This window comes from Drouetiella sp. (assembly GCF_059504425.1).
In genome coordinates, this window is record NZ_JCACIN010000002.1 from 77,427 (window position 1) to 93,916 (window position 16,490).

At 51.4% G+C, this 16,490-nt stretch carries 13 protein-coding genes; 6 read left to right on the top strand and 7 right to left on the bottom strand.

Annotation, left to right across the window (positions count from 1 at the left end):
• Positions 1 to 59 precede the first annotated feature (59 nt).
• The 3 genes from AC5JMP_RS00815 to AC5JMP_RS00825 all read left to right on the top strand — a co-directional run bounded on the left by AC5JMP_RS00815 (position 60) and on the right by AC5JMP_RS00825 (position 5,590).
• A complete protein-coding gene (locus AC5JMP_RS00815; RefSeq protein WP_495849510.1) occupies positions 60 to 236 on the top strand; it encodes a hypothetical protein in 177 nt (58 codons plus the stop codon).
• A gap of 342 nt (positions 237 to 578) precedes the next feature.
• The gene (locus tag AC5JMP_RS00820) at positions 579 to 1,520 is read left to right on the top strand and encodes a diguanylate cyclase domain-containing protein (RefSeq protein ID WP_495849511.1); all 942 of its coding nucleotides are present in this window, start codon (positions 579 to 581) and stop codon (positions 1,518 to 1,520) included.
• Positions 1,517 to 5,590 carry a PAS domain S-box protein gene (locus AC5JMP_RS00825; RefSeq protein ID WP_495849512.1) on the top strand — a complete coding sequence of 1,358 codons (4,074 nt, stop codon included), beginning with the start codon at positions 1,517 to 1,519 and terminating at the stop codon, positions 5,588 to 5,590. Before AC5JMP_RS00820 ends, AC5JMP_RS00825 begins: the two co-directional genes overlap by 4 nt.
• A 68-nt stretch (positions 5,591 to 5,658) precedes the next feature.
• Here the strand turns inward: AC5JMP_RS00825 and sat are convergent, their stop codons facing one another.
• Positions 5,659 to 6,840 (bottom strand): sulfate adenylyltransferase, encoded by a 1,182-nt coding sequence (gene sat / locus AC5JMP_RS00830; RefSeq protein ID WP_495849513.1) that lies wholly within the window; start codon positions 6,838 to 6,840, stop codon positions 5,659 to 5,661.
• 208 nt (positions 6,841 to 7,048) lie between these two features.
• On the opposite strand from sat, the gene AC5JMP_RS00835 reads away from it, so the two are divergent.
• Positions 7,049 to 7,618 (top strand): type 1 glutamine amidotransferase domain-containing protein, encoded by a 570-nt coding sequence (locus AC5JMP_RS00835; RefSeq protein WP_495849514.1) that lies wholly within the window; start codon positions 7,049 to 7,051, stop codon positions 7,616 to 7,618.
• Between the two features lie 78 nt (positions 7,619 to 7,696).
• Here AC5JMP_RS00835 and AC5JMP_RS00840 read toward each other — a convergent pair whose 3' ends face one another.
• Genes AC5JMP_RS00840 through AC5JMP_RS00855 form a run of 4 tightly spaced genes read right to left on the bottom strand, consistent with a single transcriptional unit; the run spans position 7,697 to position 12,676 of the window.
• On the bottom strand, positions 7,697 to 8,437 hold the full coding sequence (locus AC5JMP_RS00840) for a DUF928 domain-containing protein (RefSeq protein ID WP_495849515.1): 741 nt from the start codon (positions 8,435 to 8,437) through the stop codon (positions 7,697 to 7,699).
• Between the two features lie 29 nt (positions 8,438 to 8,466).
• Positions 8,467 to 11,004, bottom strand: a complete 2,538-nt coding sequence (locus tag AC5JMP_RS00845; protein ID WP_495849516.1) for a CHASE2 domain-containing protein — start codon at positions 11,002 to 11,004, stop codon at positions 8,467 to 8,469.
• Positions 11,005 to 11,050: 46 nt separating this feature from the next.
• The gene (locus AC5JMP_RS00850) at positions 11,051 to 11,998 is read right to left on the bottom strand and encodes a DUF1822 family protein (RefSeq protein ID WP_495849517.1); all 948 of its coding nucleotides are present in this window, start codon (positions 11,996 to 11,998) and stop codon (positions 11,051 to 11,053) included.
• A 27-nt stretch (positions 11,999 to 12,025) separates the two neighbouring features.
• Positions 12,026 to 12,676: a sigma-70 family RNA polymerase sigma factor gene (locus AC5JMP_RS00855; protein ID WP_495849518.1), complete on the bottom strand. Its 651-nt coding sequence runs from the start codon at positions 12,674 to 12,676 to the stop codon at positions 12,026 to 12,028.
• A gap of 206 nt (positions 12,677 to 12,882) precedes the next feature.
• Here AC5JMP_RS00855 and AC5JMP_RS00860 point away from each other — a divergent pair, with 206 nt between their 5' ends.
• Positions 12,883 to 13,392 (top strand): hypothetical protein, encoded by a 510-nt coding sequence (locus AC5JMP_RS00860; protein WP_495849519.1) that lies wholly within the window; start codon positions 12,883 to 12,885, stop codon positions 13,390 to 13,392.
• A 12-nt stretch (positions 13,393 to 13,404) separates the two neighbouring features.
• On the top strand, positions 13,405 to 13,935 hold the full coding sequence (gene hpt, locus AC5JMP_RS00865; RefSeq protein WP_495849520.1) for a hypoxanthine phosphoribosyltransferase: 531 nt from the start codon (positions 13,405 to 13,407) through the stop codon (positions 13,933 to 13,935).
• 148 nt (positions 13,936 to 14,083) lie between these two features.
• Here hpt and AC5JMP_RS00870 read toward each other — a convergent pair whose 3' ends face one another.
• Both AC5JMP_RS00870 and AC5JMP_RS00875 read right to left on the bottom strand, forming a co-directional pair.
• Entirely contained in the window at positions 14,084 to 15,091 is a 1,008-nt protein-coding gene (locus tag AC5JMP_RS00870) for a glycosyltransferase family 2 protein (protein WP_495849521.1), read from the bottom strand.
• Positions 15,092 to 15,399: 308 nt separating this feature from the next.
• Positions 15,400 to 15,897 carry a hypothetical protein gene (locus AC5JMP_RS00875; RefSeq protein WP_495849522.1) on the bottom strand — a complete coding sequence of 166 codons (498 nt, stop codon included), beginning with the start codon at positions 15,895 to 15,897 and terminating at the stop codon, positions 15,400 to 15,402.
• Between the last annotated feature and the right edge of the window lie 593 nt (positions 15,898 to 16,490).

Below are 16,490 nucleotides of genomic sequence, written 5' to 3' on the forward strand. Positions count from 1 at the left end.
AACCAAAAATTCACTGATGCCACTAAGCCCACTCTCATCAACGGCAGCGTGTAGGGAACTTGACGAAGCGCCGTGAGAATTCTGAGAAGAATGGCTGCACTCAAGGTAATGAGCAAAAGGATTACAAAGTGCTTAAGGTCTTCTTCGATCGCACATCGGTAGCGCTATTCAGCAAGCTCATGGAAACCGTGATTGTTTTTGCAGGACTGCTAATCCTGATGAATGTTTTAAGGTGAAACCGTATTTACCAATACTATTTACCAATACTATTTTGCCAACATGACTTTGGGGAGTGATCAAATGACCTATCCTACAAAATCAAGCCTTATGAAAATAAAACTTATGATCCTATTGAGCAGTGCTAAAGATCTGGTTTCCTCTCCGGTGATGAGCATCAAGAATTTGGTAGTCCTTAAGGGGTAAGGCTTTTTGTTGCGTGGGCTTTGCCCACGCAACAAAAAGCCTTACCTAAATACCACTGCCAAAAATTTTTGAGTTTTAGCTCATAATTGGGCAAACTAGATATACCTAACTGTAGCGCTCTGATACTTAATGTACTTAATGGGCGGTGCCCTCCAATGACCTGCGAAGGCAATATCCTAATTGTGGATGACACGCCCGATAACCTGCGTTTCCTCTCTGGCATTCTGGTACAGCAAGGCTATGAAGCGCGTACCGTTATCAACGGGCGGATGGCGCTTATGGCTGCTGAGACATTGCCACCAGAGCTGATTTTGCTAGATATTTGTATGCCCGATCTAGATGGCTATGAGGTTTGCTGTCAGCTCAAATCTAATCTGAAAACTTGCGATATCCCCGTCATCTTTTTGAGCGCCCTGGATGATATTTCCGACAAAATCAGAGCCTTTGAAGTTGGGGGAGTCGATTACATTACTAAGCCTTTCCATACGGCTGAAGTCTTGGCGAGGGTAAAAACCCATCTAACCCTGCACCAATTACAGCAGCAGCTCGCACAAGCTAACCAGGAGCTGAAGCGATTGGTGAATCTGGATGGTCTAACGCAGTTAGCAAATCGTCGCTGTTTCAATGAGCATCTGGAGCAAGAATGGCGCAGAATGGCACGCGAACAGCAGCCCCTAGCGCTGATTTTGTGTGATATTGATTTCTTTAAACAGTACAACGACACCTATGGGCACCCGACTGGAGACGACTGTTTGCAGCGGGTAGGTGTCGTTCTAGAAGCCTGTGCCAAGCGCCCAGCCGATCTAGCCTCTCGCTACGGAGGAGAAGAATTTGCCCTGACCCTACCCAAAACTCCGCTCGAAGGCGCGATCGAGTTAGCTCAAAGAATTCAGGCTCAGTTGCTCCAGATTCAGATCCCTCATGCCACCTCTAGCGTGAGTTCCTATCTGACCCTCAGCATGGGCATTGCAACTATTGTTCCGCAGCTCGATCGATCGCCTGACGATCTGATCGCAGCGGCTGACCAAGCGCTCTATCGTGCGAAACAGGCAGGACGCGATCGCTTTGCCATAGCTCATTCGTGGATAGATCCATGAATTCACCCGCCCCTCAGCGCTCTAAATCTGGCAGCTTGGTCAGCAGACTGATCGACCAACTTTCTGGGAAACTGTCTCTTCGCTTTGTGCTGGTTGGCTCCTGCATGGCGCCAATTGTCATTTTTGTGGGGCTGGCGGGCTACTGGACTCATCGCAACCAGCAGCAAACCGTTCAGGGTTTAGCAGATCAGCTCTTAGAGCAAGTGGGCGATCGCGTTGAGCACCATCTGAAGGCTTACACTGCTGCCCCGCCCGCGATCGCTCGACTGGTAGCAGATGATGTAGAGATGGGTATTGTTGACCTCCAGTCTCAAGACTTAAAAGCTCTGGATGGCTATTTGCTCAAGCGCATTCAGGCTTTTAGCGTCATCAACTCTATTTATCTAGACCGCGAAGCAGGTCAACTTGTCGGTGTGGTACGGCGACCCACTCAGCCAGGGCAGCCAGCAGAATATAGGGTTGATCGCGTGTCGGATAGCGCCCCTCATTCGGGTGGCAGTGTGAAAAGTTCCCATGCTCTTGGGCATCAGGCGATCGCCCAAGATAGAGCTATCTGGAGTTCTATTGGTGAGGGCGCAGGCACTCCTGATCTGACCCTAACTGCGCTACATCCCCTTCGCCTATCGGGCAAGCGCGTGGGCGTTGCAGCAGTGGGTTTGCGTTTAGATGACCTCAGCACCTTTCTGGAGCAGATCCAAATCGGTCAGTCGGGGCGGGTTTTTATCCTAGAATCTAACGGTCGGCTGGTGGCAAGTTCGGGTGATCACGAGATCTACAGCCGAAGTCAGCAGCAACGCCTGTTCGCGTCTGACTCCGACGATCTGCTGATTCGGTCAGCGGCTCGGCATTTACTGGCGCTACAAAATTTCGCAACCCGCAAACAATTTGAATTTGATCTAGACGGTCAGCGTCAGTTTGTTCAAATTACGCCCTGGCAGGATGCCCATGGGTTGAACTGGTGGGTTGTGGCGATCGTACCAGGGTCAGACTTCACAACTCAAACAAACCCGAACATGCGCACAATCGTGGCGATGTGCAGTTTGGCGCTGTTGCTGACCTTGGGTACCAGTCTGCTCACAGCGCGATGGCTCACGCGACCGCTATTGCAGCTCAATGAAATAGCAAAAGCGATTGCCAGAGGCAATTTCGATCGCATTGTCACGTTCCACTCCACCCGCGAAGTGGCAGAACTGGCGCGATCGTTCAACAACATGGCAATCCAGCTCAATACTCTATTCAGCGGATTTGAGAAAAGCGAACGAAAGTTTGCCAGCTTAATCGAGAATTTGCCCATTGGCGTAGGGACGATCGATGCAACAGGTGCCGTTGTCTATATGAACCCTACGGCAATACAAGTCTTAGGCAAAAAAGCAACCTCCATCATGCCTCTAGAAGAGCAATCTGCTGCCTACAATCTCTATATTGCAGGAACCGATCGCCTGTACCCTCCTGAGATGCTGCCTTCTGTTCTTGCACTGCAAGGACAAGCTGTCATAGTAGATGACCTGGAAATTCACCGTGAAGATGGAGAAAATATTTTAGTGGAAGGGCGATCGAGTCCCGTTTTTGACAAAGCCGGGAAAGTGCTCTACGTCATTACAGTCTTTCAAGATATTACCCGGCGACGGCAATCCGAAAAGATTCTGTCAAACTATAACTGGACGTTAGCAACCCAAGTGGCGGCGCGCACTGCTGAACTGGCGCAGACCAATACAGTTCTTGAGCAAGAGATTACCGAGCGTAAGCAGGTTGAGCGAGCCTTGCGTGAAAGTGAGGGAAAATTCCGCGCCATTTTCAACCAAACCTTGCGGTTTGTCGGTCTGTTGAAACCAGATGGCACGCTGTTAGAGATCAACCAAACGGCGCTTAACTTTGGCAAATTGACGCGATCGCAGGTTGTGGGCAAGCTGCTCTGGAAGACACCCTGGTGGGAGTCTGATGCTGTTGTACAGGAGCCTCTGGAACAAGCCATTGCCAAGGCAGCTCAAGCAGAATTTGTTCGCTATGAAATTGATATTTATGATGTCGATATCTCACGGCAGAGTCAGACAGGTCTGGACAAAGCAGGTCTAGGAAAAGCAGGTTTGGGAAAAACAGTCACGTTTGACTTTTCGCTTCGCCCCATTTGGGATGAGGCAGGTGTCGTGACGATGCTGCTGCTGGAGGGAGAAGATGTTAGCAAACGCAAGCGAGAAGAAGCCGATCGCAAACGTGCTGAGGAAGCACTACAAGTTTCAGAGCGAAACTTGCGCACCATCTTTAACAATGCCCATGACGCAATTTTTCTGCATCAAGCAGATGGCACGATCTTAGATGTCAACGATCGCATGTTAGAACTGTTTCAGGTTTCGCGAGAAGAAGCGTTGCAGCTCTCAATTCAGCAAGATTATTCTGCGGATACCAACTCTCTAGAAACCTTACCTGAAACTTGGCGTCACGTCTTGACGGGAGAAACCATTTGCTTTGAGTGGAAAGCCAGACGACCTCACGACAACTCGATATTTGATGTCGAAGTAGCGCTCCGGCGAATTATGCTGAGCGGAGAAGATACCATTTTGGCAAACGTCCGTGACATTAGCGAAGCCAAGCGAAGTGATGCTGAACGTAAGCAGGCTGCCAGCGATCTGGAGGCGCAAAGAACTTTTCTCCATACCGTGATTGATGCAGTTCCCAACTGCATTTTTGTGAAAGATCGAGAAGGGCGAATTCTTGCAATTAATCAGGCAGGCGCAGCGATCTATGGCTGCGCTGTTGAAGAAGCTTTAGGTAAGTTGACTGATGAATTTATCTTGCCTCCGGCGCAGGCGGAAGAGTTTTTAGCCATTAATCAGGATGTGATGGAAACGCGCCAGAGTCGATTTATCCCAACTCAAGGAATTAGAAATCTTCAGGGTGAATTGCGCTGGTATCAAGTCATTGTTAGCCCCTTTATTGATCAAGAGGGACAGGTACAGGGGATTATTGGCGCCTCAACAGACATCACCAACCTCAAACACACTGAAGAAGCGTTACGACAAGCCAAGGATGCAGCGGAAGCTGCAAATAAGGCAAAAAGTGTTTTTCTAGCAAACATGAGCCATGAACTGCGGACACCGCTGAATGCCATCCTGGGCTTTTCGCAGCTCATGGCGTGCGATCGCCTCACCTCCCAACAGCAGCAGCAGCTTGAAACCATCAACCGCAACGGCGCACATCTTCTGAATTTAATTAACGAAGTTTTATCGATCGCCAAAATTGAATCGGGATATGTTCATCTCGAAGAACAGTCCTGCGATTTACAGCTATTGCTGGGCAATATTGAGGGGATGTTTAGCTTGAGGGCGCGCAGTAAGGGCATTGGGCTGGTGTGTCGTCAAGATGCCGATCTACCGCAAATGATCCGCACTGATGCCCAAAAGCTGCGGCAAGTCCTAATTAATTTGATTGATAACGCCATTAAGTTTACTGACCAAGGAGAAGTGACGATTGCGGTAAAGTGGGACGACGATCGCTCAAAAATTTGCTTCGAGATTATAGACACTGGCATCGGCATTGCAGCTCATGAGCTGTGTCTGATTTTTGAATGCTTCACACAGTCAGAATCAGGGCGGCGATCGCGTCAGGGAACAGGTTTAGGGTTGCCTATGTGCCGTCAGTTCGTCCAGATCATGGGCGGTGATCTGACGGTCAGCAGCCAGTGGCAGCAGGGCAGCGTGTTTCAGTTTGCCATTCCCCTTAAGCTGGCAGTTTCAGGAGACCTAGAGGTTCTGAGAGCAGATCTGGCATCCACTGACACCCAGTCTGCTGACTCAACCCATTTGATGAGCAATCAGCCTGCCGCCCCGCAAGCAAAGTCTAATATCCTATTGCCCAACCTCAGCGCTATGTCTAGCCACTGGATCACCGAACTCAACTTCGCAGCTCGTAGCGCCGACTCCAAAGCGATCGCCCATCTGCTGGAGCAAATTCCAGAATCCCAGGCTGAGTTAAAGGAGGCGATCGCCTATCTAGTGCATCACTTCCAGCTCGAAACGCTGATTCAACTGACCCAACCAGATCAGCCCCAACTGGATTGGCCGCCATTGGATTAGCCACACCGGGAGCAATCCTCAGCGTCCTAAATTTCACGCTCTAAATTTCACGCTCTAAATTTCACGCTCTAAATTTCATAGCTCAACTCTTTCTCCTGCATGGCTTGGGTCAGTTCAGCCGCGACCTCAGGACGGGAAAACTCTGGGGGCGGCAGCTCACCTCGACGCAACATCTCTCTGACCTTCGTGCCCGATAGGTGAATCCGCTCGTCCTTAGTGCTAGGGCTGGTTTTACTGGTTGCCATGCCGTTCGTGCGCAGACAGTAAAAAGCATGTTCAAACTTCAGCGGCATTATGCCGAGTTCCCCCGGAGCAAACTCATCGAAAATGTATTGAGCATCGTAGGTGCCGTAGTAGTCTCCCACACCTGCGTGATCGCGCCCGACAATGAAGTGGGTGCAGCCATAGTTTTTGCGCAGGAGGGCGTGGAAGATGGCTTCACGAGGACCCGCGTAGCGCATGGCGGCAGGATTAATGGCGAGAATCACCCGATCTTTGGGAAAGTAGTGTTCCAGCATAATTTCATAGCAGCGCATTCGCACATCTGCCGGAATATCATCTTCTTTGGTGGCTCCCACCAGCGGATGCAGAAATAAACCATCCACGGTTTCGAGGGCACATTTAATGATGTATTCATGGGCGCGGTGAATAGGGTTTCGAGTTTGAAAACCCACGATCGATTTCCAGCCTTTGTCTCGAAACAACTGACGCGATTCTGCCGGATCAATCTGGTAGAGCGGAAAGCGCACGTCAGTATCCCGTTGCAGCAGCCAGACATTGCCTGCCAAGTTGATCGCGCCTTGAGTATAAACAACCCTCACGCCAGGGTGCTTTTCCTCATTAGTGCGATACACCAACAGCGCTTCATGTACCTTATCGTAGGTGTATTTTTCGGTCAGCTCCAGTACGCCCACAAATCGACCGCTAAAGTCATCCAGCCGAACCAAACTGCCTTCTTTGAGGGGAGCGGCAATTTCCTCCGTGACAGACAGCGTCACAGGAATCGCCCAAGGCAATCCGTTTTCTAGGTGCATTTCGTTGACAACGCGATCGTAGTCCTTCTGTCCCATAAACCCGGTCAACGGGCTAAATCCGCCGATCGCAATTAGCTCTAGATCCGAGAAAGCTCGCCCATCAAGCTGCACCCTGGGTAAGTGCTCACCCTTGTCCAGAAATTCGGTGCGTTGTTCTGGCGTACAAATACGATTAATGAGCGTTCCACCGTGAGGCGCGATGCTGGGCTGAGTCATGGCGATTTTTAGTTTCTCTTTAGAATTGCCTGCCAGAAATGATCCTACCAGAGAGGGACGATCGCGGGTATGAGTGCCATCGTTTAATCAAAATCAATCAAGCTTAACCAAAGTTGAGATCATATTCCTAACCGATGACAGATTAAGGCTCAATCGAGCTTGCGTTAGGCTCAAATCTAAACCAACCATCACAGAAAAGATTTGAGCTATGACAAGTATATTGAGCAATCGCAAAGTTGCAATCTTGGCAACTGACGGCTTCGAGCAGGTAGAACTGACCCAACCCAAACAGGCGCTCGAAGCAGCAGGTGCCCAAGTCCATATTGTTTCGCCTAAGAGTGACAGCGTTGAAGGCTGGAATCACTTTGATAAAGGCGATCGGTTCCCAGTAGATATATCTCTAGAACAGGCAAATCCCAGCGATTATGATGCGTTAATGTTGCCAGGTGGCGTTGCCAACCCCGATCAACTCCGCATCCAGCCTCAAGCTGTGCAGTTCATAAAAGCTTTCTTTGAAGCTGGGAAACCTGTAGCTGCTATCTGCCACGGTTCCTGGACTTTGATTGAAGCAGAGGTGGTGAAGGGACGTACCTTAACATCCTGGCCCTCTCTCAAAACTGATTTAAAGAACGCAGGGGCAAATTGGGTTGATCAAGAAGTGGTGGTGGATCGCGGTTTGGTTACAAGTCGTAATCCGGGAGATATCCCTGCTTTCAATCGCAAGATGGTCGAAGAATTTGCAAAAAGTAGCCCTGAAGAGCAGCGCCGATCGGCTTAACGCGAGCTTTCGATCTGAGCGCTCAGGTCAAAGGGCGCTCAGCCGAACGGTGAAGACGGCTTGAGTTTTGTTAGTCAACTAGGGCACGAACGGGCTATCCGCTATATCTGTCAAATCAACTGATTGCAGCAGGCTCTTCCATTCCAGGGCGATCGCCGCATCTCCCGGTTTGGCAGTCTTTAATTCTGCCAGGGTGCTTAGCGCCTCAAACCAAATGCCGTTTTCAGCATAAAGTCTGACTTGCTCTAAGGCTTCAGCCTGTTGAATTTTGGTGCTTAGCACCGGATCGATCGTCACCTTACGGATGCTGCCCCGCGTGAAGATGGGATTGTCAATCTCACAATTCACCATAAACACCCATTGGTAAAGCCTGTCCTTTTCCAGCACTACTGTGGCGGGTAAAGTCACCTGCGTTATCCCGATCGCATCACTTTCGCCATTCACCAGCGTGGTTTGATAAATATATCTATTTTGATCATCCAGCAAGACAAACTCTGCGGAGCGATCGCCATTCAAAGCATAAGGGACATAAAACCAGAAGCTAGGCTGATCGGCAGTGGTTAGCCCTCCCACCCCTCCGTTAACCGTAGGCACGATCGCCGTTAAGGGCAACGTTGCGGCAGGACATTCGCCCCGGCTTGCTCCGCCCCGCGATCGTCCACCTGGCGCATTGCCTAGGGCGGGTGGCTCAAACTTGATGTGGGTCGTTCTACTCTGAATGCCTGTAGCTGGCGCATCCTGAGCCAGGGCGGGAAAGGTCAATGGAGTGAGCAAGGAAAGAGAGAAGAGGGGGGCAAGCAGCGCGATGGAGATATTCATGGCTGTATTACGGTGTAATATAATGTATTTCAAGAGGAGAAATGGCGATTCCGGGCAAGTTTGAGAGGAAAGCGAATGAAAAGGGGCATGATGCTGGCGATCGCCAGTGCCAGCAGGGCAGGAATCAACGGAATCCAGCCACCCTGAAGCAGCACCCCCCAGCAGATGCCGCAGATCGCTAGCGTACTCAGAGAAATAGCTAGGCTCAGACGCAGAGGCGATCGCAGTCGCCAGCCTAGAAGACTACCCCACAGCGCCCAGCCCAAAATCCAGGGAATCTCTTGCCATGACCAGACCCAGAGCAGCGATCGCCCCTCCAACGCAGCGTTGACGATTTGGCTCACCATGTGGGCTTGCGCCACGACTCCCGGCATATGCGGATCGATCGGCGTATCCCAGAAATCTGTGCTGCTTTCAGCCGCTACACCCACTAGCACAATCCGATCTTTGATGATGCTGGGGTTGACTTTGCCAGACAGCAGATCCGTGAGCGATAGGCTGAGGAACGGCGTAGACCGATAGTTCAGCAAAATTTGGTTGCCGCGATCGTCAACAGGTTGGTAGCCGCTCGTCCGGGCTTTGAGCCGCCGCAAGACAGTTTTGCCAAATCGCAGATCGGTATCGGGAGCGCCTAGCATGGGCAGGCGTTGCGTCAACAGATAGCGTGAGGCAATTTGGAGATTAAACGCATAGGCAGCGGTACAAGGCGCATCGGGATCAATATAGGGCGTGGTCATTGCCAACAGGTGGCGGCGGAGCTTGTCATCGCTATCGGCAACAAAGTCGCTAAAGCCCACCTGATTGGGCGGAGAATCAGGGGCAGGAGCAATGCCTACCTCACCGGGATACTGGGCTTTGCAGACTGAAACAATCTGCTGCTGCCGAAACTGTTGAGCTACGGCAGGCTCTGCCGGAAAGTCTCGATACAGATCTAGCCCGATGACGCTGGGCTGAGCCTGATTTAGCCGCGTCAGAAGCTGATCGAGGAAGCGATCGGTTAATGAAATGCGATCGCCGTTGGGCGATACCCCGCCATACTGCTGTTTTTCCCGATCGTTAATGGTGACAATCAGCAGACGGGAATCTTCAGACTCGGCAGGACGCAGCCGCATCAATGCATCAAATGCCTGTAGCTCTGAGGGCTGCAAAAATCCGGCATAACGCAGACCCGTCAGCGCTGCCGTCACCAGCAGACCGGAGATCAGCACTTTTGAGGCTTGGCGTAAATGCCGGAAGACGGGCGAGGTTGATTTTTGGGGTGCGGCTCTGGACGAGTCTTGAAGCGGGGCGATCGTCCCCTCGGATGCCAGCGAGACATCCTGCCCAATGAACTTTTGCCCAGCGAACTTTTGCCCAGTGAACTTTTGCCCCATTAACTGCTTCCAGGTCGGTGGAGCCTCTGCCGGATTCTGACAAATGATGGGCAGCCAGGTCGCGCAAGGAAACTGATCTTCCAAACCTTGTAGACGTTCTCGCGCCTGACGCACGGATTGGTAGAACGGTTCGCCCTGAGAAAAGCTTGAGAGAAATGACTTAAGGAACTCCTGCGCCACGCGATCGGGCACAGGTTCACGCATGACAATCATCTGGGGAATCTGCAAATCTGCTAAGTTGCGCGCCAGACCCAGACCATCGCAAGAGTTGAAAATTGCCAGCTTCAGTCCGCGCTCGACGGCTTGGCGGAGTCCGTACCGGAGTTGACGAATGGTGAGGCTGTCGGTGGCGTTGATGAAGATGCGACCGAGGTCGGCAGAGGGAGAGTCGGGCGTGGGAAAGTCGGGGGTTGGGAGGCGGGAGTCAGGAGTTGATAGGGGAGGAGGGATCAAGTCGCTTTTGCTATGCCCTGCGAAAAACAGAATGTCCCAAGGCTGCGCCCAGAGCTGATCGGTGAGTTCTTGACGCTGAGGCTCTACAAGAAAATGAATGTCGGCATCAGGCAATTGTTCCAGCAAAGCCCGATCGCTCTGGATATCTATGCCCTGACTGTTGCCCAAAATAGCAAGAATTTTTAGCCGATCTTTGACGTTAGGGGTTTTGCCAATCTGCTCGTAGCTGGGCAGGCTGAGGGCAAATTCAGATTGGGTGTAGCGATCGCTCAACTCCCAGGTTTGCCAGGGCAGCCGTTGCAGCAGCGAATCGTCAGTTTGCAAAATCACCCGAATTGAATCCTGGGGGGACAGCAGCTCTAGCCATTTTTCTCGTAAAGGACGAAACGACTCTGAACGCAGCCAGGTGTTGAAGCGATCGCTCAGCGCCTCGGCAGCGCTTTGACAGTCCGTTAGCATGGAGACGTTTGTCACCTGCGCTTTGGGGGCTTCTAGACGAGTTTGGGTTCCCAACTGCCGATAGGTTGACTGCCAGTGCTGATAGTAGCGCAGCAGATCGGGCGCAGGGGGCAGCTTTCCTGCCACTTCGGCTAGAGGATAGTAGGCTAAGCCAGGGCGCAGCGTATCCTGCTGCCTGATTTGCTCTTCGCTAACTTGCTCTTCACTGATTTGCAGCGCTACCGGAAAGCCCGTCTCAAGGCTCCCCTCACCAAATTTTAGGACAGCTAATTTACCTGCCATCGAGGCTTCCTCACGGCTTTTGGATAGAATCACCTAAACGACTGGGCTAAATCACGAAGGATTCTATGACGCTGGCATCGGCGATCGCCACCTGTACCTGAAAAGTCTCGCCAGAGTGACCGCTAAACTGAAGCTGAATGTAGTTGTCTGTGCCGCGAGACTGAGCTTCTAAAAAGATTGCTCCCGCCTCATCCAGCACAGCCAGCCGCAAATCTGGAGGCAAATAGGTCGTACCTGTGGGATGAACCTGAAGGCAAATGGCAGTCTGTTCAGCGTCTGGAGTCAGTTCCACCACGAGCGCTACAGGGTTAGGCATTTGAATGTTGAGGTCAATCAACTTAGCGCGGCGGAGGCTTTGCGAACGATCCTGGGAAGCCGCAGAGTCTATGCCCCGAAAGCCGTAGGCAAGGTTAGGAGGATTGAGCAAGGCATCCACCGTCTGCCAGCCCTCTTCAAAGATATTCTGTAGCCATTGGCTGAGGTTCGCCACTCTTGAGGCGGCAGTCACCGGATGCATCAACCGATCGAGATGATCCAGCAGCGCTTCGGGCGATCGCAATTGGCTCAGGGGCAGTGCTTCGATCGCCCGTTCTGTGAAGCCTAGAAGACTTGCCTCTTGAGCTGCTTCATTAATTTGCACCACGACATAGCCAATCCGGTCTTCCCACACTTCGGGCGGCACGTTGCAGACATCGCTCGTCTGACCAATGCTGTTGACTGAGAGAGGACGACACTCCAGCTTGCCCACGCCCAAAACCTCTAGATCGGCAACATCGGCACAAAGCTGGCTCACCGGATTCCAGCTATCGCTGCCTGAGGGATCGGCGGCAATGCCCATCATTTGCAAGTAGTCGTTCATCACGCAGACTGCCAGCGTATTCAGCCGGACTTGAGCGGCTTTTTCGGCGGGATGTCGGTGGGCAAACTGGTCTGCCAGGGCGATCGCTCGACGAGTAATGGGAAGCGGTAGTGCAGACGAGGTAGTGTAGGTCATGGTAAAAGCTCTTTGTCCTCCAGTGCTTTAGAGATATCCCTCCGACTGACCAAATTTACGCAAACGCGGCAAGCATTGTCTCTGATAAAAGCTGCTCAGCGTCGAAACCGACAGACCCAGCTCGGCAGCAAGCTCTTTCCACCCGGTTTCTGGAGGCAGCCTTCGCAAAATCAGCATTTGGCAATTGATTCGAGGATACCCTTCAATGTGTACCCGTTGCAGCTCGCCCGTGACATCCAATTCTGCCCAGGTCTTCACTTCCTGGAGGATAGGCGGCACGTCAGGCTGGGCAGCCAAGTTATCGATCGGGTCAATGACTTCGCCTGTTTCGCCCGATCGCGATCCCCTTGCCAAGCCCGTTGCACGAGTCGCCTGCTGCTTTTGCCCGTCAATATAAAAGTCCTGGAGCCGCCGTCTCAGATAGGCATTCAGCCAGGTGGAAACGCTGCTGCGATCGGGGTCATAGCGATCGCCCGTTTTGGCTTCACAGACATTTTGGCAAAAATACACCCAGGTCTGCTGCACCGCATCCTGATAGTAGGCAACGCTTTCGCGCCACAGCTTGCCCGACGACAGCCGGATCACCTGAGTCAGCCGCCGCTGCCGTGCCGGACTGCCGGGTGGATGACTACAGGCTTCTTTGACTAGCTGCCGAAGTTGGATATCCAGTTCACTCATTTACCCCCCCTTGAGGAACCCTGAAACAGCGCATTAAAGATCATGATTGTCCCATGTTCAACCCAGATCATCGACAAGCGATCGACCTATTGTAAAAATAGTGGCTAGGGTGTGCCGATTTAGGTCAATTAGACCGGATTTTTATTAGATAAACCAGCAAAATAAGTCAAACCCAAAAAATAAGTTAGAGCTGTCTTGAGGAACCCATGGTTATAAATCTTAAATCTGTTGTGTCGATCGCCCTTTTTGCCGTCACGGGAGGCATTGGCTTTGTGCCGACGCAGGCTAACGCTGAAACGACAGAGACTTCAGCTCAGCAGATCATTCGATACGACTGCTACGATCGCAGCGGCAACATTGCCTACGTCACCATTAACCCCCAAGAGACGATCGGCTGGCAGATGGGATGTCGAGAAGTGCCTTACCTCTCTGAGGCAGAGGCGCGCGCCACCTACTACCAGTGCTATGACGGCAACGGCAACATTGCCCTGACTACCACCAGCGAATCGGTTGCGGATGCCCTAGACAACTGCCGAGAAATTGGCTACCGAGACAGCACGCCTCCTCAAGTTCAGGCTGTTTATTACGAGTGCCTGAATAATAAGGGCGACGTGGCGTTTACCACCTCACGCCATCAGGATACTCAGGGCTGGGTACCGGACTGTCGGGAGGTCAGAACCATTACCCCAACTGCCAGCAACCCCACGTCCCGTTAGCGATCGCCGATCATGGAATCTCTCACTCTGCTCATCTCTGCCGCAGACGTTGCTGAAGCAGTCCAGCGATTGGCGCAGGATATTGACAAAGACTATGCCAATCGCCATCCCGTGATTGTGGTGGTGCTCAAGGGTGCATTTATGTTTGCTGCCGATCTGGTCAGAGCCATGCAGACTCCAATCCAGACGATCGAATTCATTCAAGCATCGAGCTATGGTACTGCAACCGTCAGCTCAGGTGCCGTTTCTGTAGTCATGGGCTTAGGGCCAGAAGCGATCGCCCATCAAGATGTGATTGTCGTGGAAGACATTATTGACACAGGGACCACCACCGCCAGAATCCTGGCAGATTTGCAGACCTATCAACCTGCATCGCTGAAGCTCTGTGCCCTGATGGATAAACCCGATCGCCGCAAAGTTGCCGTAGCGATCGACTATTTGGGCATGGCTGTCCCCGATCGATTTATCGTGGGCTATGGCACCGACTTTGCTCAAAAATATCGCCAGCTTGGTGCTGTTTATGCGATCGAGGAAGAGAACTAATGGTTAGTTAATAGTTGGCGGGTGAGGGGGTAGATGAGTAGATGAGTAATTGGGAACCCGCATCCACCCATCCACCCATCCACCCATCCACCCATCTACCCATCTACATCAACACGTCAGTTAACAATCAACAAACCACTAGCTGCCGCTAGTGCTCTAGCTTCGAGCCAATCACTTCCCTCACCCGATAGATGGGGCGGTTTTGCGACTCGTGATAAGTCCGCATTGAAAGCTCTGCCAACAGACCAAAGCTCAACAACTGGATGCCCATTAGGAACAGGACGACTGCCAAAATCAGCAGCGGACGGTTGCCAATATCTTCTCCCAGAGTCAGCTTCAGGAAAGTCAGGTAAACGCCAACTGCCATTCCTAGCAGCATTGCGATCAGTCCGAATAGGCCAAAAACATGCATGGGGCGCGTCAAAAATCGCTTCATGAAGAAGATGGTGAATAAATCCATCACGACTCGGAAGGTGCGCCCCAAGCCGTACTTACTCTGCCCAAACTTACGCGCATGGTGCTGTACCGGAATTTCAGCAATTCTGGCTCCCTCAATAAATGCCAGGGCAGGTAAAAACCGATGCAGTTCCCCATAGAGGTTCATGTCCATGACCAACTCCGATCGATAGGCTTTGAGGGAGCAGCCGTAGTCATGAATATTGACGCCCGTCACCTTGGCGATGAGCCAGTTGGCAATTTTGGAGGGCAGGAGTCGAGTCAGAGCGGCATCCTGTCGCTGCACTCGCCAGCCGCTCACCAAGTCGTAGCCTTCGTCTAGCTTTTCCAGAAGTCTGGGGATATCTGCCGGATCGTTTTGTAGATCGCCATCCAGCGTAATCATCACCTGACCTGTGGCATGGTGAAATCCGGCAGCCATGGCTGCCGTTTGCCCATAGTTGCGACGGAGCAGCACGGCTTTTAGGTCAGTGCGATCGCCTGCAATTTGCCGCAGCAGATCGGCCGAACCGTCCGTGGAGCCATCGTCTACACAAATAATTTCATAGTTAAGGCGATTGTTCTGGAGTGTTGAAGCGATCGCCTCAATCAAGCGCGGCAGGCTCTCGACCTCGTTGTACACCGGAACCACGATGGAAATTTGGGCAGAGGGAAGAGCGATCGCCTGTCTTGATCCGTCTGGAAACACTGATGTACTCATGGAAACTCCGCACACTAAGCCCTGTTCTTTGTCCCTACATTGTTGTCATGAAAGGGATCAGAAGTAAATTTCTACTCAACTTTGACGTACAAATATCATGAGAGTTGCGGCGTTGCTGAATTGAAGTATGAACCTATCTGAGTTGACAGTTTTCTCGCCCCCCAAATCCCCCAATTCTGGGGGACTTCCGAGCCATTCAAAGTCCCCCAGAATTGGGGGCTGGGGGGCAGATCGGATTGTTGTCTCAGTGCCATTCCACCAAAGTTTTCTGATGAGCCAACTGTAGCGCCTGCGTAAAGTCATGATTTTTAATTTTTTGGCGTTGGTGAAGAAATGACCGAGAGGTGAAAGTCATTACGGGTTTCTCGAACATCAAAATCGAGGATGTATCGCCGATGATTGGGGAAAAGCCTGCGCTTACGCTCCGTCAATTCTTCTAAGATTTCTCTGATATCTTGTTCTGCCTGACGATCTTTCCCCATCGACATTTGAGCAATGATATCCTCCATTTCTTTCTGCTGTTGCTCTTCAGAAAGGAGAGCCAAATTCCAGGCAAGAATGGCGATCGCAAATAATTTTTGCCGCTGCTCTTTGGTCGCGGCAAAGTCCAAATGAGGCTCAACAAAGGCTTGTAGCACCTCCGACATTTTAACTTCGCCTTTGGGATTCCTGACCACACCCCCCACGATGTCTTTCAAATATCCCTGTTTTACCCTTTCGGCTAGCTTATCCATCGACTCCTGCTGTCCTTTGATGCGCTGCTGTGAGTTCAACAGTTCGCCAAATCCTTTAGATTTTCTTGCCATAGTTCTACTCTATTGAGGATGAACCCACTCCGTTAATTTTACATATTGAACTTTGTATATTCAGTAGATCGCAAATTAGAGGATGTTTGAAAAGTGCCAATCGTTACCCGAACCGCCCCCTAAATCCTACAATTCTGGGGGACTTTGAACAAAAATTGGCTCGAAAGTCCCCCAGAATTGGGGGGTTGGGGGGCGAATGCAGAACATTTAATACTTTTCAAACATCCTCTTGGGTTTAGTCGGGGTGCAGCCCCACTAAACCTAATTAGGACTTACGCAGAAGAGATCCCCCAACCCCCTTAAAAAGGGGGCTTCAGAGGTTCCCCCCTTTTTAAGGGGGGCTAGGGGGGATCGAGGTTTTAAGCGTCAAGTGCGTAAGTCCTACTAATCCCAAAACTTTAATCTGCAAGAGGTCTACTATGCCAATGCAGAGCATTACATTCTAATTGCAGCGCCTTACAGTGCCAATGTAGAGCATTACATTCTAATTGCAGCGCTTTACAGTGCCAATGCAAAACGTCACATTCTAATTGCAACGCCTTATACCAATTTAATGTGAGGAAACATATAATACGAGTCATAAAGTTAAGCCC

Excerpts from the sequence above, each read along its gene's own strand:
- AC5JMP_RS00870 (WP_495849521.1), bottom strand. The coding sequence starts at position 15,091 with ATGAGTACATCAGTGTTTCCAGACGGATCAAGACAGGCGATCGCTCTT.
- AC5JMP_RS00850 (WP_495849517.1), bottom strand. The coding sequence starts at position 11,998 with ATGACCTACACTACCTCGTCTGCACTACCGCTTCCCATTACTCGTCGA.
- AC5JMP_RS00840 (WP_495849515.1), bottom strand. The coding sequence starts at position 8,437 with ATGAATATCTCCATCGCGCTGCTTGCCCCCCTCTTCTCTCTTTCCTTG.
- sat (WP_495849513.1), bottom strand. The coding sequence starts at position 6,840 with ATGACTCAGCCCAGCATCGCGCCTCACGGTGGAACGCTCATTAATCGT.
- AC5JMP_RS00825 (WP_495849512.1), top strand. The coding sequence starts at position 1,517 with ATGAATTCACCCGCCCCTCAGCGCTCTAAATCTGGCAGCTTGGTCAGC.
- AC5JMP_RS00835 (WP_495849514.1), top strand. The coding sequence starts at position 7,049 with ATGACAAGTATATTGAGCAATCGCAAAGTTGCAATCTTGGCAACTGAC.
- AC5JMP_RS00820 (WP_495849511.1), top strand. The coding sequence starts at position 579 with ATGACCTGCGAAGGCAATATCCTAATTGTGGATGACACGCCCGATAAC.
- AC5JMP_RS00875 (WP_495849522.1), bottom strand. The coding sequence starts at position 15,897 with ATGGCAAGAAAATCTAAAGGATTTGGCGAACTGTTGAACTCACAGCAG.
- AC5JMP_RS00855 (WP_495849518.1), bottom strand. The coding sequence starts at position 12,676 with ATGAGTGAACTGGATATCCAACTTCGGCAGCTAGTCAAAGAAGCCTGT.
- hpt (WP_495849520.1), top strand. The coding sequence starts at position 13,405 with ATGGAATCTCTCACTCTGCTCATCTCTGCCGCAGACGTTGCTGAAGCA.
- AC5JMP_RS00860 (WP_495849519.1), top strand. The coding sequence starts at position 12,883 with ATGGTTATAAATCTTAAATCTGTTGTGTCGATCGCCCTTTTTGCCGTC.
- AC5JMP_RS00845 (WP_495849516.1), bottom strand. The coding sequence starts at position 11,004 with ATGGCAGGTAAATTAGCTGTCCTAAAATTTGGTGAGGGGAGCCTTGAG.